This is a genomic window from Streptomyces sp. NPDC021224, from assembly GCF_044332905.1.
GTDB lineage: Bacteria > Actinomycetota > Actinomycetes > Streptomycetales > Streptomycetaceae > Actinacidiphila.
Genome location: NZ_JBIRPW010000018.1, coordinates 138,349 through 158,531, shown reverse-complemented (window position 1 = coordinate 158,531; position 20,183 = coordinate 138,349). Strand labels below are relative to the sequence as shown.

The 20,183-nt window shown below is 72.5% G+C and carries 17 protein-coding genes; 14 read left to right on the top strand and 3 right to left on the bottom strand.

The window, feature by feature from the left end:
• The first annotated feature begins 134 nt into the window (after positions 1 to 134).
• From ACH4PY_RS31790 to ACH4PY_RS31740, 11 genes are all read left to right on the top strand, one after another.
• The gene (locus ACH4PY_RS31790) at positions 135 to 617 is read left to right on the top strand and encodes a flavin reductase family protein (protein ID WP_398190911.1); all 483 of its coding nucleotides are present in this window, start codon (positions 135 to 137) and stop codon (positions 615 to 617) included.
• 112 nt (positions 618 to 729) lie between these two features.
• Positions 730 to 1,443 (top strand): BTAD domain-containing putative transcriptional regulator, encoded by a 714-nt coding sequence (locus ACH4PY_RS31785; RefSeq protein WP_398190908.1) that lies wholly within the window; start codon positions 730 to 732, stop codon positions 1,441 to 1,443.
• A gap of 222 nt (positions 1,444 to 1,665) precedes the next feature.
• Entirely contained in the window at positions 1,666 to 3,345 is a 1,680-nt protein-coding gene (locus tag ACH4PY_RS31780) for an ABC transporter substrate-binding protein (protein ID WP_398190905.1), read from the top strand.
• A complete protein-coding gene (locus ACH4PY_RS31775; RefSeq protein WP_398190902.1) occupies positions 3,342 to 4,277 on the top strand; it encodes an ABC transporter permease in 936 nt (311 codons plus the stop codon). The genes ACH4PY_RS31780 and ACH4PY_RS31775 overlap by 4 nt, the downstream gene beginning before the upstream one ends.
• Positions 4,274 to 5,500, top strand: coding sequence for an amidohydrolase family protein (locus ACH4PY_RS31770; protein WP_398190899.1), 1,227 nt, complete (start codon positions 4,274 to 4,276; stop codon positions 5,498 to 5,500). The genes ACH4PY_RS31775 and ACH4PY_RS31770 overlap by 4 nt, the downstream gene beginning before the upstream one ends.
• A complete protein-coding gene (locus ACH4PY_RS31765; RefSeq protein ID WP_398190896.1) occupies positions 5,497 to 6,366 on the top strand; it encodes an ABC transporter permease in 870 nt (289 codons plus the stop codon). Before ACH4PY_RS31770 ends, ACH4PY_RS31765 begins: the two co-directional genes overlap by 4 nt.
• On the top strand, positions 6,359 to 8,230 hold the full coding sequence (locus ACH4PY_RS31760) for a dipeptide ABC transporter ATP-binding protein (RefSeq protein WP_398190893.1): 1,872 nt from the start codon (positions 6,359 to 6,361) through the stop codon (positions 8,228 to 8,230). Before ACH4PY_RS31765 ends, ACH4PY_RS31760 begins: the two co-directional genes overlap by 8 nt.
• Positions 8,231 to 8,264: 34 nt before the next feature.
• The gene (locus tag ACH4PY_RS31755) at positions 8,265 to 9,302 is read left to right on the top strand and encodes an LLM class flavin-dependent oxidoreductase (protein WP_398190891.1); all 1,038 of its coding nucleotides are present in this window, start codon (positions 8,265 to 8,267) and stop codon (positions 9,300 to 9,302) included.
• Positions 9,303 to 9,486: 184 nt separating this feature from the next.
• Positions 9,487 to 10,254, top strand: a complete 768-nt coding sequence (locus ACH4PY_RS31750; RefSeq protein ID WP_398190888.1) for a 2-oxo acid dehydrogenase subunit E2 — start codon at positions 9,487 to 9,489, stop codon at positions 10,252 to 10,254.
• On the top strand, positions 10,251 to 11,342 hold the full coding sequence (locus ACH4PY_RS31745; protein WP_398190885.1) for an alpha/beta hydrolase: 1,092 nt from the start codon (positions 10,251 to 10,253) through the stop codon (positions 11,340 to 11,342). Before ACH4PY_RS31750 ends, ACH4PY_RS31745 begins: the two co-directional genes overlap by 4 nt.
• Positions 11,343 to 11,441: 99 nt before the next feature.
• Positions 11,442 to 12,917 (top strand): FAD-dependent monooxygenase, encoded by a 1,476-nt coding sequence (locus tag ACH4PY_RS31740; protein WP_398190882.1) that lies wholly within the window; start codon positions 11,442 to 11,444, stop codon positions 12,915 to 12,917.
• A gap of 28 nt (positions 12,918 to 12,945) precedes the next feature.
• On the opposite strand, the gene ACH4PY_RS31735 is transcribed toward ACH4PY_RS31740, so the two are convergent.
• Complete coding sequence (locus ACH4PY_RS31735) at positions 12,946 to 13,569, bottom strand: TetR/AcrR family transcriptional regulator (protein WP_398190879.1); 624 nt, start codon at positions 13,567 to 13,569, stop codon at positions 12,946 to 12,948.
• A gap of 126 nt (positions 13,570 to 13,695) precedes the next feature.
• Here ACH4PY_RS31735 and ACH4PY_RS31730 point away from each other — a divergent pair, with 126 nt between their 5' ends.
• Positions 13,696 to 15,198 carry an MFS transporter gene (locus ACH4PY_RS31730; protein ID WP_398190876.1) on the top strand — a complete coding sequence of 501 codons (1,503 nt, stop codon included), beginning with the start codon at positions 13,696 to 13,698 and terminating at the stop codon, positions 15,196 to 15,198.
• Positions 15,199 to 15,368: 170 nt separating this feature from the next.
• A complete protein-coding gene (locus tag ACH4PY_RS31725) occupies positions 15,369 to 16,838 on the top strand; it encodes an FAD-dependent monooxygenase (protein ID WP_398190873.1) in 1,470 nt (489 codons plus the stop codon).
• Between the two features lie 56 nt (positions 16,839 to 16,894).
• On the opposite strand, the gene ACH4PY_RS31720 is transcribed toward ACH4PY_RS31725, so the two are convergent.
• Together ACH4PY_RS31720 and ACH4PY_RS31715 are read right to left on the bottom strand one after the other, a co-directional pair.
• Positions 16,895 to 17,971 carry an HTTM domain-containing protein gene (locus ACH4PY_RS31720; protein ID WP_398190870.1) on the bottom strand — a complete coding sequence of 359 codons (1,077 nt, stop codon included), beginning with the start codon at positions 17,969 to 17,971 and terminating at the stop codon, positions 16,895 to 16,897.
• Positions 17,968 to 18,648, bottom strand: a complete 681-nt coding sequence (locus tag ACH4PY_RS31715; protein ID WP_398190868.1) for a DUF5819 family protein — start codon at positions 18,646 to 18,648, stop codon at positions 17,968 to 17,970. The genes ACH4PY_RS31720 and ACH4PY_RS31715 overlap by 4 nt, the downstream gene beginning before the upstream one ends.
• Positions 18,649 to 18,934: 286 nt before the next feature.
• On the opposite strand from ACH4PY_RS31715, the gene ACH4PY_RS31710 reads away from it, so the two are divergent.
• Positions 18,935 to 20,167 (top strand): cytochrome P450, encoded by a 1,233-nt coding sequence (locus tag ACH4PY_RS31710; RefSeq protein ID WP_398190865.1) that lies wholly within the window; start codon positions 18,935 to 18,937, stop codon positions 20,165 to 20,167.
• Positions 20,168 to 20,183 lie beyond the last annotated feature (16 nt).

The following is a 20,183-nucleotide window of genomic DNA, read 5'->3' as shown; positions in this document are numbered from 1 at the left end:
TCACACCGGTACGTAAGTAGTTTCGCAGATGTGGGACCACCGGGGTCCGAGAGAAGCTGAAGTCACAGGCGACGATGCCCTGCTGGGAATAGCAGGGCATTGTCATGTGCGCTACGAATTGAGGGAAAGTGGTGATGTACGCACCAGTGAGCGGTGCTGTCTTCCGACGGGTGCTCCGGCACCACGCCACTGGAGTAGCAGTGGTGACGACCAGTGGTGAGGCACCGGCCGGATTCACGGCCACATCGGTGGTGTCCCTGTCCGCGGATCCACCGCTGCTGTCCTTCGGGCTCGGCTGTACCGCCTCCTCCTGGCCCGCGTTCGCGACAGCCGACCACGTCGCGGTTCACCTGCTCACCGAGGAGCAGGGCGAAGTCGCCGCGACCTTTGCCCGGAGCGGCATCGACCGCTTCGCCGCGCCCACCGCGTGGCAGCCGGGGCCCTACGGCGTACCGGTGCTGTCGGACGTGCTCGCACTCCTGGTCTGCCGGGTGGTCGACCGGGTGTCCGCCGGTGATCACACGCTCGTGATCGCCGAGCCACGGCACACCGAGTACCGCGAGAACGGCCGTCCGTTGCTTTACCACGACGGGCAGTACCAGAGCCTCTCGCGCTGAAGGGCGTCCGGGAGGGCGCGTCCCGAAAGCTGGACGAAGAGACGGGGAATCTTCGATGCGCTACGAAATCATGGGAAGTCTGCGGGTGCGCGACGGGGAAGCAGTCTCCGCCGTGTCCGCACGCAAGATCGAGACATTACTGGCCGTCCTGCTGATCCGCGTCGACCAGGTGGTGACCGTGTCCCACCTCACCGCGGAGCTGTGGGGCGAGCAGGCCCCCAGGAGGGCGACCGCCGCGCTCCATGTGTACGTCTCGCAGCTGCGCAAGTTCCTCGACCGGCCCGACCGGCCCGAGAACCCGATCGCCACCCACTCGCCCGGCTATCTGCTGAGCCTCGGCGATGACACGCTGGACGTCCACGAGTTCCAGCAGCTGGTGGCCCGTGGCCGTACCGCGATGAAGCGGAACCGCCACGAGGAGGCCTCCGCGGTGCTGGGCCAGGCGCTGACGCTGTGGCGCGGCCCGGTGCTCAGCGAGCTGCGGCACGGCCAGACCGTCAACTCCTTCGCGGCCTGGGCCGAAGAGGCCAGGCTCGAGTGCATCGAGATGCGGACGGACGCCGACCTCGAACTCGGCTGCCATCGGGAACTGGTCGGCCAGCTCTACAGCCTGACGGCCGAACACCCGCTGCGCGAGGCCTTCCACCGGCAGCTGATGCTGGCCCTGTACCGCTCGGAGCGGCAGAGCGACGCGCTGCGGGCCTACGCCAACGTCCGCAGCACCCTCAACTCCGAGCTGGGCATCGAGCCCGGCCGGGCGCTGCGCGACCTCCAGCGCTCGATCCTGCTGGACGACGGCCGACTGGACCTCCTGCGCGCGAGCTGACCCCTCCGTGCCCGCACCCGACGCCCGCGCACATCTGCCCCTCGTTCGCGCCCCCGTTCGCGCGTGGCCTGTTAAGGCCCGTTTTAGAGGCCGGGGACAGAGTGCCGCCACGAACCGCCGGCACCGTCGGGACGACCCTGCGGCGCTCTCATCCACCAGCCACGCGCACGAGGAGACGGAACCTTGCGCTATCCCCACACCCCGAGTCCCCACAGCCCGACCGTGCCCACCCGCGCGAGCACGCGCAGACATGGAGGCCGGCACGGCCGGCCGAGATACGCGGCCCTGCTCGCCTCGGCCGTCCTGCTCCTCGCCCCCGCGGCGGCGGCCTGCGGTGGGGGCAGCTCCGGATCGACCACTTCGTCCGGGGCCACCGCCGGCGGCACCCTCAAGTTCGCCCTCGAGACCGAGCCGTCCTGCCTGGATCCGCAGGTCACGCCGCTGGACGTGGCTGCACTGATCGACCGCAACGTCTTCGACTCGCTGGTCGACTTCACGTCCGACGGGACGGTCAAGCCCTGGCTGGCCCAGAGCTGGGAGATCTCCAAGGACCGCACCGCCTACACCTTCCACCTGCGCTCCGGGGTGGTCTTCCAGGACGGCACACCGCTGGACGCCGCCGCCGTCAAGGCGACCCTCGACCACGCCGTCGATCCCAGGACCAAGTCCCAGTACGCCGTCGGCCTGCTCGGCCCGTTCGCCGGCGCGGACGTCGTCGATCCGCACACCGTGCGGATACGCCTGTCCCGCCCGTACACCCCGATCCTCCAGGCCCTCAGCACCGCCTACCTGGGCATCCAGTCGCCCGCCTCGCTCAAGCGGGACGCCGGCGAGATATGCGCCCACCCGATCGGCTCGGGCCCGTTCAGCTTCGCGGACTGGACGAAGAAGCAGCGCGTGGACCTGACCAAGAACCCCGCGTACGCCTGGGGCCCGGCCTCCGCCCAGCACACCGGCGCGGCCCACCTCGACGGCATCAGCTTCCAGTTCATCCAGGAGGACTCCGTCCGCATCGGCGCGCTGACCAGCGGCCAGCTCGACGGCATCGCCGATCTGTCGCCCTCCCGCGCGGCGGGGGTGAAGGCCAACCCGAAGTACCAGGTCGTCAAGACGGACGCGCCCGGCGGCGTGTACACCCTGCACTTCAACAGCAACCGCGGCCCGCTCGCAGACGAGAAGGTCCGTACCGCGCTGCAGCGCTCGATCAACCTCGACCAGCTCGTCTCCAGCGTGTACTTCAAGCAGTACACCCGCGCCTGGAGCGTGCTCGGCCCCAGCACCGTCGGCTACGCCAAGGACCTGGAGAAGAGCTGGACCTACGACCCGGCCGTGGCCAACCAGCTGCTCGACGAGGCCGGCTGGAAGCAGAAGGACTCGGCCGGCTACCGGGTCAAGGACGGCAAGCGGCTCACCCTCGCATGGCCGTTCGCCACCCAACTGCTGCGCGAGCAGCGGGACATCCTCGGTCAGGGCATCGTCGCCGACGCCAAGAAGGTCGGCATCGAGATCGACCGCCAGGGCCTGGACACCGGCAGCTACACCACGCGCGTGATGTCCGCCGACGCCGACATCTGGGACTCCAGCACCATCCGGGCCGAGCCCGACATCCTGCGCACCCTGTTCGCATCGGACCAGGTCCCGACCAAGGGCGGCATGAACGTCCTCCAGGTCTCCGACCCGCAGCTGGACGGATGGCTGGGCAGCGCCGCCGGCGCACCGGCCGGTGAGGCCCGCAACGCCCTGTACATCAAGGTCCAGGACTACGTGGTCCAGCACGCCCTGGTCATGCCGGTGTACGTCCCCAACTACCTCATCGGGCTCGCCAAGGACGTGACCGGGCTGCGCTCCGACGCCACCGGCTTCCCGCTCTTCTACGACGTGTCGAAGGGGAGGGGCCAGTGACGGGCACGCTGCGGTGGCTGGCCCGCCGACTGGCGCTGTCCGTGCTGGTGCTGCTCGGCGCCGCCACCCTCGCGTTCGGCGCGCTGCAGCTGGCACCCGGCGACCCGGTCCAGATCGTCCTGGGAGGGACGGCCGCCACCCCGGCGTCCGTCGCCCAGGTCCGGTCCGACCTGGGCCTGGACGACCCGCTGATCGTCCGTTACGGCGACTTCCTCGGCCACCTCGTCCGCGGTGACCTCGGCCACTCCTTCCAGCTCAACGCCGATGTCAGCGACGTCATCCGCGACCAGCTCGGGCCCACCGTCCAGCTGGCCCTGGCCGGCTTCGTCCTCGCCCTCGGCCTCGCGCTGCTGCTGGCCCTGGCGACTGCCGGGCGCCGGCCGTGGCTGCGGGCGCTGTCCTCCACCGGCGAGCTGGTGCTCAGCTCCAGCCCGAGCTTCTGGGTCGGCATCCTGCTCCTGACGCTCCTCTCCTTCCGGTGGCACCTGTTCCCCGCCACCGGCGGGACGGGGCTGGACGGCCTGGTGCTGCCCGCCCTCACCCTGGCGGCCGGCATGGTCGGTCCGTTCGCCCAGGTGCTGCGCGAGGGCATGGAGAACGTGCTGCGCGAGCCGTTCGCCCTCAGCGCCATGGCGCGGGGCACCAGCCGCTCGGCGCTGCTGACCCGGCACGCGCTGCGGCACGCGCTCATCCCGCTGGTGACGCTCTCCGGCTGGGCGGTCGGCACCCTGCTCAGCGGCGCGGTCGTGATCGAGACCGTGTTCACCCGGCAGGGCCTGGGCCGGGTCATGGCCACCGCCATCTCCGGCCGGGACCTGCCCATGGTCACCGGCGTGGTCGTCATCTCGGCCCTGGCTTTCGTGCTGATCAACCTCGTCGTCGACCTGCTCTACCGCGTCGTCGATCCCCGACTGAGAGAGGCGCAGCTGTGACAGCCCACATCCTCCACGCGGAGCTGGTGGTGCCCGACCCGGTGGACGAGGCCATCGCCGACGGGGCGGTGCTGGTGGCCGACGGGCGGATCGAGTCCGTGGGGACGTACCAGGAGATCCGCCGCCAGGCCCCGCCGCAGACGCCCGTCCACGACTTCCCCGGGGCGACCGTCCTCCCCGGGCTGATCGACTGCCATGTGCACCTCGCGCTGAGCGGGGAGAGCGACGCGGTGGCCCGGCTGGACGCCTCCGACGACCGCACCCTGCTGCTGGCGATGGCCGGACGCGCCCAGGAGCTGCTGGACAGCGGCGTCACCACGGTGCGCGACCTCGGCGACCGCGACGGACTGGCGGTGGCGCTGCGCGACGCCGTCGCCCGCGGAGAGCTGCCCGGCCCGCGCGTGCTGGCCGCCTGCGCGCCGGTCACCGTGACCGGCGGGCACTGCTGGTACTTCGGCGGCCAGGCCGACGGGCCGGAGGAGATCCGGGCGGTGGTCCGGCGCAACGTGCAGGCCGGCGCCGACGTCATCAAGGTGATGGCAACAGGTGGCGGCCTCACCCCCGACGGACCCGCCCCGTGGACCGCCCAGTTCACCGAGTCCGAGGTGCGGGTGGCCGTGGCGGAGGCCCGCCGGTTCGGGCGCCAGGTCGCCGCCCACGTGCACGGCACGGCCGGGGTGAAGACCGCCCTCGCCGCCGGGGTCGACACACTGGAGCACTGCTCGTTCATGCCGCCGCCCGGCCCCGTCCGCGGGCCCGACGGGGCCGCCGCCGAGCTGATCAAGCAGATCGCCGCCGACGGCATCGCGGTCTGTCCGACGTTCAGCTCCGTACTCTCCGAGTCCGTCCGGCGCATCGGTGAGAGCGGCGTGCAGCCCTGGCTCGACCTGGTCACGCACCAGTACGAGCAGGGGGTGCGGCTGCTGGCCGGGACGGACGCCGGCATCCCCGGCGCCGGATTCGGCCGCTACGTCGACGGCCTGGAGTGGTTCGCGCGCGCCGGCCTCGACAACACCGCCGTCCTGGCCGCCGCCACCTCCTCCGCCGCCGACGCCCTGGGCATAGGCCACCGGACGGGACGGCTGCGGGCCGGTCTGGAAGCCGACCTGCTGGTCGTCGAGGGCGATCCCCGCACCGAACTCGCCGCGCTGCGCCGCGGCCTGCTGGTCCTGGCCCGCGGCCGCGCCCACCGTCCCCGCCCGCAGCTCGGAGGCCCGGCATGAGCGCCCTGACCGGGATCCGCACCCGCGGACAGGTCCGCAGCCGGGTCACCGGGCGCCGCCCGCCCGTCACCGTGATCGTCGCCTGGGCCGTACTGGCGCTGCTGGCGGTGGCCGTGCTCTGGCCCGGCCTGCTGGCCCACCAGGCCCCGGACGCCGTCCAGCCGCTGGACGCACTCAAGGGCCCGAGCAAGGCGCACCTGCTCGGCACCGACGAACTGGGCCAGGACCTCTACAGCCGGATCGTCCACGGCGCCCGTCCCTCACTGGCCGTCGGCCTGGGCGCCACCGGCATCGCGGTCGTCGCCGGCACGCTGCTCGGGGTGCTGTCCGCCGCCGGCGGCCGGGTGGTGGACGAGATCGTGATGCGGGTGACCGACATCCTGCTGGCCTTCCCCGGCCTGCTCCTGGCGCTGCTGGTGGTCGCCATGCTCGGCCCCGGCACCCGGAACGCCGTCCTGGCGATCGGCTGCTCCCTGACCCCCGGCTTCACCCGGCTCGCCCGCGGCCAGGCCCTGGTCATCCGGGACTCCGGATACGTCCAGGCAGCCACAGTGCTGGGCCGCCGGCGAGCCTGGATCTACCTGCGCCATCTGCTGCCCAACGCCGTCCCGCCGCTGCTGGTGTTCGCGACGGTCGGTGTCGGCACCGCCATCATCGCCGGATCGTCGCTGAGCTTCCTCGGACTCGGGCCGAAGCCGCCGAGCCCCGAGTGGGGCGCGATGCTCTCGCAGAACCGGGACCTCCTGGACATCGCCTGGGCCCCGGCGGTCCTGCCGGGCGTGGCCGTCACCGTCACGGTGCTCACCATCAACGTCGTCGGCCGGGATCTGCGCCGGCGCTTCGAAGGGCGGAGTCCCGGTGCCTGACACTGACACCCCCGTCCCGCTGGTCGCCGTCGAGGGGCTGCGGGTCGCCTTCCCGGGACCGCACGGCCCGACCGTGGCCGTGCACGACCTCGGCTTCACCCTGCACGCCGGCGAATGCCTCGCCATCGTCGGGGAGTCGGGCTCCGGGAAGAGCGTCACCGCACGGGCTCTGCTCGGCCTGGTCGGCCCGACCGCCACCGTCACCGCGGACCGGCTGGAGCTTGGCGACACCGACCTGCGGGCGCTGCCCGAGCGCGAGTGGCGGAGTGTGCGCGGCGGGCGGATCGGCTTGGTGCTGCAGGACGCGCTGGTCTCGCTCGACCCGCTGCGGCGGGTCGGCCACGAGGTCGCCGAGACGCTGCGCAACCACCGGCCGGCACCGCGGCGGCAACTGTGGGACAGCGCGGTGGCGCTGCTGGAGGAGGTCGGGCTGCCCGAAGCGCCCCGCCGGGCCCGGCAGTACTCCCACCAGCTCTCCGGCGGCCAGCGCCAGCGTGCGCTGATCGCCTCCGCGCTGGCCGCCGGCCCGGAGGTGCTCATCGCCGACGAGCCGACCACCGCGCTGGACGTCACCGTCCAGGCCCGCATCCTGGACCTGCTGGCAGCCCGGAAGCGGGCCGGCACCGCGGTCCTGCTGATCAGCCACGACCTCGCGGTGGTCGCGCGGCTGGCGGACCGGGTGATGGTGGTGCACGCCGGCCGGGTGGTCGAGGAGGGCCCCACCGGCGAGGTGCTGCGCTCCCCGGCGCACCCGTACACCCGTCGGCTGCTCGCGGCGGTCCCCGCGGGCGACACCCGCGGCCACCGGCTGGCGGGACCCGCACGCACGGAGCCTGCGGCCCCGGACACCGCCGGGCCGCAGGGCGCCGGGGGCTGCCACTACGCGCCGCTGTGCCCGCTGGCCACCGACCTCTGCCGTACCGAGCCGCCCGCACCGGTCTCGGCCGGCCCCGGCCACACCGCCCGCTGCCTGCGCCTGGACGCCCCCTGGACACCACCGCCGACCGTGCGCCGGGCCCCGGCGCAGGCAGCCGGCACACCGGTGCTGGAGGTGTCGGAGCTGGCGAAGTCCTTCCGGACGACCGGCCGCGGCCGCCACACCGCCGTACGCGACGTCTCGTTCGTCCTGCACGAGGGGGAGACCCTCGGCCTGGTCGGCGAGTCCGGCTCGGGGAAGACCAGCGTGGCGCGCATCGTCATGGGCCTGCTGGCCCCCGACCACGGCGAGGTACGGCTGCTCGGCGAGCCGTGGTCCGGCCGCCCGGAGGGAGCGCGCCGCGAGCGGCGGGGCCGGATCCAGCTCGTGCAGCAGGACCCGCTCGGTTCCTTCGACCCGCGCTGGACGGTGCGGCGGATCGTCGCCGAGGCCCTGCCGTCCCGGGACGGCGGCCAAGCCACCGGACTGCTCGAACTGGTCGGGCTCGACCCCCTCCTGATCGACCGCCGTCCGCTCGAACTCTCCGGCGGGCAGCGCCAGCGGGTCGCCATCGCCAGGGCCCTGGCCCCCGGGCCCAAGGTCCTGGTGTGCGACGAGCCGGTGTCGGCGCTCGACGTGTCCGTCCAGGCCCAGATCCTCGACCTCTTCGGGGACCTGCGAGAACGCCTCGGCCTGTCGCTGCTCTTCATCTCGCACGACCTCGGGGTGGTCAACCACCTCAGCGACCGCGTCCTGGTCATGCGCGACGGCGAGCTGGTGGAGAGCGGCCCGGTCGACGAGGTCTTCCACCGGCCCTCCCACGCGTACACCAAGGCGCTGCTCTCCGCCCTGCCCAGGGCGGAGGACGCCTGGAACCCCCTGCCGGCCCCCACTGCCGCCCCCGGTCCGGACGGCCGGCGGCCACCACTGTCCCTGCCCGCGCAATGACCCACATCCAAGACCCGAACGAACGGAACCCGGCGTGCCTGACACCTCCTTCCTGCTCTCCGTCCTCGACATCGCCCCGGTGCCGTCCGGCTCGACGCCCGTGGACGCGGTCCGCAACTCCCTCGACCTGGCCAAGCACACCGACCGCCTCGGCTACCACCGCTACTGGGTGGCCGAGCACCACAACAGCGCGGGGGAGGCGAGCTCGGCGCCTGCCGTCCTGGTCGGGCAGATAGCGTCCGCGACATCGTCGATCAGGGTCGGCGCCGGCGGCGTGATGCTGCCCAACCACTCCTCCCTGGTGGTCGCCGAGCAGTTCGGCCTGCTGGAAGCCCTGCACCCCGGGCGGATCGACCTCGGTATCGGCCGGGCCCCCGTCGACCCGCTGACCGCGCAGGCGCTGGAACGCCCCTCCGGCGCCCACAACGGAACGCTCTTCCCGCGCCAGCTGACCGACCTCATGTCCTACTTCGGCGGCCTCGACAGCGCCGGCCCGGTCAGCGCGGTGCCCGCCTCCGCCGACAACCACCCGCCGCTGTGGATCCTCGGCAGCAGCCCGTCCAGCGCCCAGCTCGCCGCCGCCCTCGGCCTGCCGTACGCGTTCGCCGCCCACCTCAACGGCGACGCGTGTATTCCCTCGCTGGAGCTGTACCGCGAACAGTTCCAGCCCTCCGCCGTGCTGGAGCGCCCGTACTCGCTCGTCACCTCGATGCTGGTGGCCGCGGACACCGATGCCGAGGCCGAGCGGCTGTGGTCCACCCTGGGGCTGGCCGCGATCACCATGCGCAAGGGCTACGTCGGCCCGTACGCCAGCCCGGAGGAGGCCGCCGGGTACCCGTACACCGACGCCGAGCGCGAGTTCCTGGCCTCCCGTCTGGCCCGCCACCTGGTGGGCGGCCCGGAGACCCTGCGCCGCAAGACCGAGGACTTCATGGCCCGGACCGGCGCCGACGAGCTGATGGCGTTCAGCCTCATCCACGACCACACCGCCCGCAAGCGCTCGTACGAGATCCTCGCCGGCGTCTTCGGCCTCACCGGCACCTCTCAGCCCCTGCTCTCGCAGGTGGGCTGACCGGCTGCCCCGGCCGGGCGCAGCAGCGACTGCTAAGCCCGGCTTTAGGGGCGGGGCCGACCGTGAGCGGGAGGGCGGACGACGGGGCGGATGCCCACGCGCCGCCGCCCGCCCCGCACGGACAGAGCCACGACGCTCAGGAAGGAACGACAGTGGACGTCATCGCTCGTACGGCGGTCCCGAGGTGACGGGCGCCCAGGTCCCGCGGCAGCGGCGGCACACGCTGTACTTCCTGGAGGAGATCCGTCCCTTCTCGCCGGTGTTCCTCGACACCGAGGTGGACATGGGACGGGTGCTCGGTCACCGGGCCGAGGAGACCGGGCGGCGCCACTCGGTGATCGCCTACGTGCTGCACACCGCAGGCCGGGTGATGGTGCGCCACCCGCAGGCCAATGTCGCCGTCGGCGGCGGGGTGCTCCCGAAGGTCGCGGCCAGCCCCGGGGCGCACGGCAAGATCACCCTGGACAGGACCTGGAGCGGGCAGCGGGTCGTGCTCTCCGCGGTGCTGCCGGACCTCGACCGGTCGGACCTCGACGAGATCCAGGACAAACTGGAGCACTACCGCGACTCCGACCCCGAGCGGCTGCCCCAGTACGCGGGCCTGCCGCTGCTGCACAAGCTGCCCCGCCCGATCGCGCAGGCCGCCTTCCGGCGGGCGGTGCGCCCGCTGGGCAAGCGGGCCCAGCGGATGGGCACCTTCTCGGTGACCTCCCTCGGCCACCGGGCCGTGGACGGCTTCCACTCGGTGGGCGGCACCCCGGTCACCCTGGGCGTGGGCCGGATCGCCGACCGCCCGGTGGTGCGCGGCGGTGAGCTGGCCGTCGCACCGGTCATGCGGCTGAGCCTCGCCTTCGACCACCGCGTCATCGACGGCGCCGAGGCGGCCGACATCCTCACCGAGACCAAGGAGGACCTGGAGTCCTTCAAGGCCGCCCCCGGAGGCACCGCATGAACGACGTCACCGAGCTCAAGCAGTTCGTCGTGGTGCACGCCAAGGCGCAGAACATCCCCGCCGAGCGCTACGAGCGGGTCCTGGCGCAGATCACCTCCGACGGGGACGGCCCCGGCTCGTGGGTCCACGAGTGGTCCCGCGACGGCGACGAGCTGGAACTCGAGGGCAAGCTGCCGGAGGCGATCCGCAGCTACGCGATGGCACGCTTCCCGTACGTCGACGGTCCGCCCCGGCAGCGCGCCCTCGACCGCTGCGCCGAGCTGTTCGAACGCTGGCGGCGCACCCAGCCGGGTATCGAGCGGGTCGACGTGCAACTGCCCGGCGGTGACGTCGGCGCCTGGGCCGCCGGTCTGTCCGACACCGACCCGAGGCCGCTGCTGCTGGTCTGCGGAGGGATCGTCAGCATCAAGGAGCAGTGGGCCCCGCTGCTGGCGCTGGCCGACCGGCTCGGCATGGCGATGGTGGTCACCGAGGTCCCCGGCACGGGCACGAACACCCTTCGTTACGACGCCGAGAGCTGGCGGATGCTGCCCGCGCTGCTGGACGCCCTCGCCGGGCGCGCCAAGGTCGAGGAGACCTACGCGGTGGCGCTGAGCTTCAGCGGTCACCTCGCGCTGCGCGCCGCGGGACACGACCCGCGGCTGCGCGGGCTGGTGCTGGCGGGCGCGCCGGTCCAGGACTTCTTCACCGACGCCGACTGGCAGCGCGCACTGCCCCGGATCACCGTCGACACCCTCGCGCACCTGACCGGGGTGCCCGCCGGGGAGCTCGGGACCGAGCTGGCCGGGTGGGTGCTCAAGGACGAGGAACTCGCCGCGCTCGACGTCCCGGTGGCGTGCACGGTGAGCCTGCGCGACGAGATCATCCCGGCCGGCGACGTCGAGCGGCTGCGCGCCAACCTGCCCTCCCTGCGGCTGCACACCTACGACGACGTCCACGCCTCGCCCCGGCACGTGGCGGAGACCCGGCTGTGGAACGTGCGGGCGGTGCTGCGCATGCGCGGCGGCTACGGAGTGCCGCACGCGCTCCTGGACGTCCTGCTCACCCTCATGGGGGCCCGTCGCCGCCTCCTCGGCCCGCCCCGCTGAGGCCGCCCCGACACCGGACCGCCCCGACACCGGACCGTTCCGGCGCCGGTGGCCCGGAGCCGTCCGCGACCCGTCAGCGAACATCAGAGGAGTCCCACCATGAGTCGTACGGTCGTCATCGCCGGCGCAGGCCCCACCGGCCTGATGCTGGCCTGTGAGCTGCGCCTGCACGGGGTCGAGGTCGTCGTCCTCGACCGGCTCGCCGAGGCGCCGGAGTGGTCGCGAGCCCAGACGCTCCAGGCCCGTTCGCTGGAGACCTTCCGCCAGCGCGGCCTGGACTGGTTCGACGAGTACGGCCAGGCCCGCACCTACAACTTCGGCCTGCTGGAGCTGAAGGACATCATCGACCCGGCGCTGGTCGCCAAGCGCGTCCCGCAGCGGGACATCGAGGTGCGCCTGGAGCAGCACGCGCTCAAGCTCGGCGCGGACGTGCGGCGGGTCCACGAGGTGGTCGGCATGACCCAGGACGAGGACGGGGTCACCGTCGAGGTGCGCACCGAGGAGGACGCGTACCGGCTGCGGGGCGCGTACCTGGTCGGCGCCGACGGCGGCTCCAGCACGGTGCGCAAGCTCGCCGGCATCGGCTTCCCGGGCACCGGCTCCAGCGTCAACGGCATCACCGGCGACGTCCGGCTGATCGACCCGGACCGCAACGTCCACATGCCCGAACTCACCCAGGGCGGGCTGTTCGCGCAGATCCCGATGGAGCCGGGCGTGCACCGGCTCACCACGATGGAGTTCGACGTCGTCCCGCCCGGCCGCGACCTGCCGGTCGCGCCCGCGGAGTTCGAGGAGGCGGTCAAGCGTGTCATCGGCATCGACGTGCGGATCGGCGAGCGGCACCTGCTGTCGCGCTTCGGCAGTGCGACCCGTCTTGCGGAGCGCTACCGCGCCGGCCGGGTGTTCCTCGCCGGGGACTCGGCGCACATCCATCTGCCGTTCGGCGGGCAGGGGCTGAACACCGGCGTGCAGGACGCGGTCAACCTGGGCTGGAAGCTCGCGGCGGCCGTCCAGGGCTGGGCCCCGCCCGGCCTGCTGGACACCTACCACGCCGAGCGCCACCCGGTCGGCGCCCGGCTCACGCTCAACACCCAGGCCCAGGAGGCCCTGCTGCACCCGCTGGACGACGTCCTGCCGCTGCGGGAGCTGTTCACCGGCCTGCTGCAGTTCGAGGAGGTCCGGGAGTACCTGGTGGAGGTGCTGACGGCGCTGGGCATCCGCTACCCGGTGCCGGACGGCACGCCGCCGCACCCGCTGCTCGGGCGCCGGGTGCCGCACGTGGACCTGGAGACCCCGGACGGCCCCTCCACCGTCCCGCACACCCTGCAGGCGGCGCGCGGCGTGGTCCTGGACACCTCGGGTCTGGGCCTGGCGGGCGGCACCGCCGCGCCGTGGGCGGACCGGGTGGACGCGGTCGAGGCCCGGCCCGCCGACGGCCTGCCCGCGGGGGTGCTCCTGGTGCGGCCGGACGGGTACGCGGCCTTCGTCGACCCGGAGGGCACGGACGGCCCCGGGCTGCGCGCCGCGCTCGGGTACTGGTTCGGCGAGGCTCGGCCGCGGCCGGCCGAGGCCTGAGCCGCCCCGGCCGGTCCGCGGCGCCCGGTCAGCTCCTGACCAGCGGCATCAGCACGTCGTCGACCAGCGAGACGACGTACTCGTCGGGGATCGGCGCGCCGTCGGTGACGACCCGCCCGACGAGCATGGAGGGCCCGATGCCCACCATCGTCGCGGTGATCGCCCCGGGCCGGACCTCTCCCTGGGCGGCACCCCGGTCGAGCGCCTGCATCAGCATCTCGCGGCAGGGCTGGATGACGCAGTCGCGCACGGTGCGGGCGCACCCGCCCTCGACATCGGCCGCGGCGGCCGGCAGCACGGCGCCGTGGGCGGAGTTGAGGGCGGTCTGCATGCAGCGCAGCAGCATCAGGATGTCGTCGCGCACGTTGCTCTCGGTCGGCAGCTCGCCGGGGATCGGCAGCACGTTGCGCAGCGCGTCCAGGACGAGTGTCTCCTTGCTGTCCCAGCGGCGGTACAGGCCCGCCTTGCCGGTGCGCGCACGGCTGGCGACGCCGTCCATCGTCAGCCTGCCGTACCCGACGTTCCGTAGCTCCTCGAAGACCGCCTCGAAGATCGCCTTCTCCAGCACGGCGCCCCGGCGTCTGGTTCCGGCGTGCCCGGAGTCCTTCGCGGCACGCGCGAGTTGCGAATCCCGGTCGACCACTGCGCTCATCACGTCCTCCTGGTTCGGGGCGGGCCGGAATCTGTTGCGAAGGTATTCCGGCACCCCTATAGTGAACATCACTGTTCCTTAAATGGTCCACTGATGCTCTTGCATCATCACTCCGCGGAGACACCCATGTCGACTTCGTCGGCCCCCCAAGCCAAGACCTCCGGAACGCCACCCGTCCACGGCGACGAAGCCAGGAACACGGGCACGATCACCCTGCTGGTCATCCTGGCCTGTCAGCTGATGGTCATCGTCGACGCGACGATCGTGAACGTGGCCCTGCCCTCGCTCCAGAAGAGCCTCGACTTCTCCAGCACCAACCTTGCCTGGGTCATCAACGCCTACACCCTCGCCTTCGGCGGCCTGCTGCTGCTCGGCGGCCGGGCCGGTGACATCCTCGGGCGGCGCCGGGTCTTCATCGCCGGTATCATCCTGTTCACCGCGGCCTCGCTGGCCGCCGGTCTCGCGGGCAACGAGACCGTCCTGATCACCGCGCGCGCCGTGCAGGGCGTCGGTGCCGCCGTCGCCGCCCCGAGCACCCTCGCCCTGATCGTCACCAATTTCCAGGACGCCGCGCGCACCAAGGCCATCAGCATCTACTCCACGGTCTCCGGCGCGGGCGCGGCCATCGGCCTCATCCTCGGCGGCGTGCTGACGGACCTGGCCTCCTGGCGCTGGGTGTTCTTCGTGAACGTCCCGGTCGGCATCGCGATCGTGGTGCTCGCCCCCCGCTTCATCAAGGAGCCTCCGCGCCACCCGGGCCGCTTCGACCTGCCCGGCGCTGCCACGTCGACCGCGGGCCTGGTCTCGCTGGTCTACGCCTTCATCCGGGTCTCCACCGACGGCTGGAGCGACGGCACCGCACTCCTGTGCTTCGCCGCCGCGGTGCTGCTCCTGGCCTCGTTCGTCTTCATCGAGACGCGCGCCGAGCAGTCGCTGCTGCCCCTGAAGCTGCTCAACGTCCGCAACCGGAGCGCGGGCTACAGCAACATGCTGCTGCTGTCGGCAGCCATGTTCGGGATGTTCTACTTCCTGACCCTGTTCCTCCAGGACGTGCTCGACCTCAACCCGATGGAGACCGGCTTCGCCTTCCTGCCGCTGGCGCTCGGCCTCTTCTTCACCGCCCGCTTCGTGCCGAAGCTGCTGCCGAAGTTCGGCCCCAAGATGCTGATGCTGACCGGCAACCTGCTGATCACCGGCGGTGTCATCTGGGGCTTCCAGATCGACGAGAACAGCTCCTACGCGGCCGGCGTGTTCGGACCGCTGCTGCTCTTCGGCATCGGCGCGGGCCTCAGCTTCGTGCCGCTGAACATCACCATCCTGGCCGGCGTACCGCCGCAGGACTCCGGTGCCGCGGCGGGTCTCCTCCAGTCGATGCAGCAGATCGGCGGTTCGCTCGGCATCGCGATCCTGATCACCAGGTTCGGGTCCGCCACCCGTGACGCCACCAGGGACGCAGGCGCCCAGGCCCTGGCGAAGGCCGACCACATCCTCTCCGAGGGCATCTCCAGCGCCCTCACGCTCGGCACGGTCTTCAGCGCGGCCGCCGCACTGGTCACCTTCCTGGTGATCCGGACGCCGAAGCCCGCGCCGCAGGCCGCACCGAAGGACACGGCTCCGAGCAAGGGCTGACCGCAGGTCGCCCACGCACCGCCGCATCCGAAGCCGGCCGGGCCTTCCCCTTCCCCGGGGGGAGGGCCCGGCCACCTCCGGTTGCGGCGGTCAGCGCTTAAGGGGTCGTTAAGCGCCCGAGACCAGGATCGACACGACGGTAGAAACCTGTGTCGAATCGAGGAAACCGTATGAGCCAGCCCGTCCTGATCGCCGGAGGCGGGCCGACCGGCCTGCTGCTCGCCGCCGAACTGGCGCTCGCCGGCGTCGAGTCGGTCGTCCTGGAGAAGCGCACCGAACGTATCGAGGCGTCCGCCGGCATGGCTCTCCACGGACGGTCGCTGGAGATCCTCGAACAGCGCGGCATCCGCGACCGCATCCCCGCCGACACCATCTTCACCTGGCCCCGCACCCCCTTCGCCTTCATCTGGCTGGACGTCGACGCCGTGGACCCCCGCGAGCACACCTTCGCCCACCCCCAGTGGCGCACCGAACTGCTGCTGGAGGAGCGGGCCCGCGAGCTGGGCGTCGACATCCGCCCCGGCCACGAGGTCGTCGGCTTCACCCAGGACGCCGACGGCGTACGGGTACGGGTGAGCACCCCGCAGGGCGAGCAGGAGATCACCGGCTCCTACCTGATCGGCTGCGACGGCCCGTCCAGCACCGTGCGCGAGCTGGCCGGGATCGGCTTCTCCGGCGCGGGCAAGACCTACCGGGGCGTCCTCGGCGACGTGGAGCTGGCCTCCGACTCGCACGAGGCGTTCAGCGGCGGCCTGACCGACGAGGGAGTCTTCGGCGCCCTGCCGCTGCGGCCGGGCGTGCTGCGGCTGATGACCATCGAGTTCGACGTCGAGCCGCCCGCCGACGACGTCCCGGTCACCGAGGACGAGCTGCGCGAGTCCGTCGAGCGCGTCACCGGCAAGGCCCCCGACATCCGGCGCACCGACTTCCTCGCCCGCTACGGCGGCCGCACCCGGCTGGCCGACACCTACCGCGACGGCCGTGTACTGCTCGCCGGTGACGCCGCCCACGTGCTCTTCATCTCCGGCACCCAGGGCCTCAACGCCTCCCTGCACGACGCGGTCAATCTCGGCTGGAAGCTCGCCGCCGAGATCAACGGCTGGGCGCCCGCCGGGCTGCTCGACAGCTACGAGGCGGAGCGCCGCCCGGTCGGCGGGCAGGTCGCCCAGCACGCCCGCGCCGCGATGGCGCTGATGCACCCGCTGCGCCTCGCCGCGCCGCTGCGCACCATGTTCGAGGAGATCACCGGCTTCACCGCGGTCAACGACTACCTGCTGAAGCTGCCCACCGCCACCGGCTACCCGATCCCCCGCCCGGACGGCGCCCCCGCCGCCCACCCGCTGCTCGGCCAGCCCGTCCCCAGCGCCGCCCTGACCGGGTCCGGCCACGCCACTCTCGCCGAGCCGCTGCGCCGCGGCCGCGGCGTGCTGCTGGACCTCTCGGGCGGCGCCGCGGACCTCTCGGCGGCCGCCGGCTGGTCGGCCCGGGTCGACGTGGTCACCGCCGAGGCGGCCGAGGGCATCGAGGCCCCGGCCCTGCTGATCCGCCCGGACGGCTACGTCGCGTGGGCCGACAGCGCCGAGGGCGACCCGGCCGGGCTGCGCCACGCCCTGGAGCTCTGGTTCGGCGCCGCGGCCTGAGCCGCCGCCCCCACCCCCCCCCGCGCCCGGCAGCCGCCTGCCGGGCGCGGGGGTTCTCACACCACCGGGTCGGCGTCTCGCGCCGGTACGACGGCGGGGACCCGGGTACGGCGGCGTGCGCCGGGCCTCGCGCGGGACGCGGCACGGCCGACGGCCTGCCAGAAGGACTCGGGCAGGAAGACCGCGTCGCCGGTGACGACCACCGCCGAGAACCACGGCAGGCCGAGCACCACCGCGATGCCCAGGTGCATGGCCACGAGGCCCGCCAGGAAGACGTACTTCAGCTTCCGGTGGAACACCGTGAACACGAAGCCGATCTGGACGAAGACGGTGAAGTAGGCGATCACGGCCATGGCGAGGCTGTGGCCCGCCATCCAGTCCGACAGCCCCGGCCAGGGCCGGAAGCCCTGGATGTGCAGCACGTAGTACATCGCCGTACCGTCCTGCCACGTCTTCCCCTGGACCTTGTACATGCCCGAAGCGCCGTAGAGCAGGCACATCTGGAAGCCGATGACGAGAACGGCGCAGTTGTGCACGAGGACGACGAGGCGTCGGCGGACCTCGGCCAGCTCGCCGGTCCGCGCCGGCGGGCACCGGTGCCCGCCGGGCCAGGACAGCGCGCGGGCCGGCCGGCTGACGGCGTGCCGGGTGGCGAGGAAGGCGTCGACGGACCAGAGCCGCCCGCACGCGGTGAAGACCAGGTAGACGGACAGCAGCATGAGCAGGACGTCGCTGGGGTCGACCACGAAGATGTTCCGCCCGTGGACGGCGGTCACCGTGACCATGAACAGCGCCGACGTCAGCCGGGTGCGGTAGCCCGCGGTGAAGGCGACCGTGACGAGGACGGCCAGCGCGTAGGAGATCTCGAACCAGGCGCTGTTCCCCGTCGCGGCCAGCGTGTACCAGTGCTTCGTCCAGCCCCACCAGGGCGTGGCGTCGGCGTAGCCGCGGTCGATCGAGGGCGACCATGCCGCGTGCGGGCCCCACAGGTGATGGCGGGCCGGCAGCTCGCGCAGCAGGAACGCCAGGTAGAGCAGTCCCAGGCCGATCCGCAGGGCGGCGGTGCCGTGCAGCGCGAACGGGCGGGTGGTCACAGCGGCGAACCAGCGCGCGGGAGCGTTCAGCGGCGTCATCGGGACACCTCCGTCCCGGCGGGAACGGCCCACCAGGGGAACGTCCTCGACGTGGCGGCGGGCTTCCTGCCGCCGGGAGGTGTGTCGGGCTGTGTGGTGACCTGGATCTCGACCGCCGAGTACGGCCCGGGCACCCTCCAGGACAGCCGGCCGACCACCAGGTTGACCAGGTACTTCTGCAGCAGCTCGGTTTCGGCCGCGCCGCCGTTCGCGTTCCGCACGGTCGTCAGGTTCTGGGCGTACGCGAACCACGCGTAGCCGAGTTCGTACTGCCCCTCACGGGACGGCCACGGGTGGTGCAGCATCCCGGAGCCGTAGTCCTCCTTGCTCAGGTCGATCCACGGGCTGACCGTGCCGGAGGTGGTGCGGGCGCGGGCCTGGACGCGGACGTTGACCATGAGCGGGTCGGGTGCGAACAGTCGCCAGTTCTGCTGGAACCACGGCTGGCTCCAGCGCTGGAGCCCGGAGTCGAACCTCTTCGAGACGGTGTTGGGGGGCGCCGCCCCCAGGAACAGCACGGCCAGCTGGACGGCCGTGACGAGGCCCACGACCGACGCGCCGACCGCCAGGAGCACGGCCGCCTTGCGCGACAGGACCGGCGGACCGGCCGGCGGCGGATCGGAATCCGTACCGCTGGAGCAGGTGTGCGCTGCGAGATCGTTGCTGAGACCGGACATGCGATGTCCCCCGTTCCTGCCGACTGATGCGTCAACGGACCACGCAACGGCGGGTGGACATCGCTGAAAGAAACGATGTCGCCGCGTCGGCCCGTCCGCCGGGGGGCCATGGTTCACGAGAGCGCTTAAGACGCGCTTGCCCGCGATTGAACTCCGCCGGGCCCGGCTTTAGGGCTCGGCAAGGCGACCGTTAGTCCCGAGGCCGAGCCTGATCAGGACATCTCGCCGACCACGGGTCGTCGGCCCACGGCAACGGCGAAGCACCGACCTTTGAGGGGTTTCGACAATGACGGTCGTCGAGGGCGCGGGCGGAGGCGCCGGGCAGGCACCCGCCACGGCGGAGGAACGTGCTCGCCACTGGAGCCTGTACCAGCCGTGGCTGCAGGACCCGGTCGAGTACTGGGACGAACTGCGCGAGCTCGGTCCGGTCATCCGCTCCGAGGAGAGCGGCGGTTTCTGGATACTCACCCGCTACGAGGACATCGAGTGGGCGGCCCGCAACCCGGAGATCTTCTCCAGCTCCGAGCTGGTCATCCCGCACCGCCAGCTGTTCCCGGTGAAGCAGATCCCGATCCAGCTCGACGGCGAGGAGCACCGCCAGTGGCGGCGCACCCTCTCCAACCTGTTCGACCCCCGGGTGGTGAACCACTTCACCCCGCAGCTGCGCCAGGCCGCCGCCGACGCCATCGAGCCGCTCGTCGCCGAGGGGCGCACCGAGTTCATCGAGGGCTTCGCCACCGTGCTGCCCGCCGAGGCGTTCCTGATCAACTTCGGCATCGGCCGCGAGCACCTCAAACCGCTGCTGGACCACAAGCACTGGCTGCGTCACGTGGGGATCCCCAACGCCCGCACCGACGAGGACCTGCGGCAGGCCAACCAGCCGCTGTGGCAGTTCTTCAGCGACGCCGTCGACCGCCGGCGGGCGGAGGGCAGCGAGGGCCGCGAGGACGTCATCAGCAAACTGCTGGAGGCCGAGTACGACGGCCGCCGGCCCACCCAGGACGAGATGGTCAACGCGCTGTTCGTCTCCATGCTCGCGAGCCTGGACACGACCACCTCGGCGCTCGGACTGATCTTCCTCTACCTGGCCGAGCACCCGGACGTCCAGGAGGTCGTCCGCACCAGCCCCGAGCGCATCCCGACCATCGTCGAGGAACTGCTGCGCCGCTCCCCGGTCTCCTCGACCGGCCGGGTCGTCACGCAGGACGTCGAGCGGCACGGAGTGACGATGCGCAAGGGCGACCGGGTGCTCCTGTCCTGGGGCATGTCCGGGCTCGACCCGCAGGTCTTCAAATGCCCGCACCAGACCGACTTCGAACGCGACTCCACGCGCCAGCTGGCTTTCGGCATCGGCCCGCACCGCTGCCTGGGCATGCACGTCGCACGCCGCATCCTGCAGATCGCCATCGAGGAGTGGCACAGCCGCATCCCGAGCTACCGGCTCACCCCGGGCAGCACGCCGGTGCACCACTACTCGCCGGCCCGCGGCGTCCACAACCTCGACCTCACGTTCGGGTGAACCGCCCGGCCGTCCC

Coding starts and splice junctions, on each gene's coding strand:
- ACH4PY_RS31790 (WP_398190911.1), top strand. CDS start 135: ATGTACGCACCAGTGAGCGGTGCTGTCTTCCGACGGGTGCTCCGGCAC.
- ACH4PY_RS31715 (WP_398190868.1), bottom strand. CDS start 18,648: ATGTCCGGTCTCAGCAACGATCTCGCAGCGCACACCTGCTCCAGCGGT.
- ACH4PY_RS31765 (WP_398190896.1), top strand. CDS start 5,497: ATGAGCGCCCTGACCGGGATCCGCACCCGCGGACAGGTCCGCAGCCGG.
- ACH4PY_RS31725 (WP_398190873.1), top strand. CDS start 15,369: ATGAGCCAGCCCGTCCTGATCGCCGGAGGCGGGCCGACCGGCCTGCTG.
- ACH4PY_RS31745 (WP_398190885.1), top strand. CDS start 10,251: ATGAACGACGTCACCGAGCTCAAGCAGTTCGTCGTGGTGCACGCCAAG.
- ACH4PY_RS31710 (WP_398190865.1), top strand. CDS start 18,935: ATGACGGTCGTCGAGGGCGCGGGCGGAGGCGCCGGGCAGGCACCCGCC.
- ACH4PY_RS31720 (WP_398190870.1), bottom strand. CDS start 17,971: ATGACGCCGCTGAACGCTCCCGCGCGCTGGTTCGCCGCTGTGACCACC.
- ACH4PY_RS31740 (WP_398190882.1), top strand. CDS start 11,442: ATGAGTCGTACGGTCGTCATCGCCGGCGCAGGCCCCACCGGCCTGATG.
- ACH4PY_RS31730 (WP_398190876.1), top strand. CDS start 13,696: ATGTCGACTTCGTCGGCCCCCCAAGCCAAGACCTCCGGAACGCCACCC.
- ACH4PY_RS31735 (WP_398190879.1), bottom strand. CDS start 13,569: ATGAGCGCAGTGGTCGACCGGGATTCGCAACTCGCGCGTGCCGCGAAG.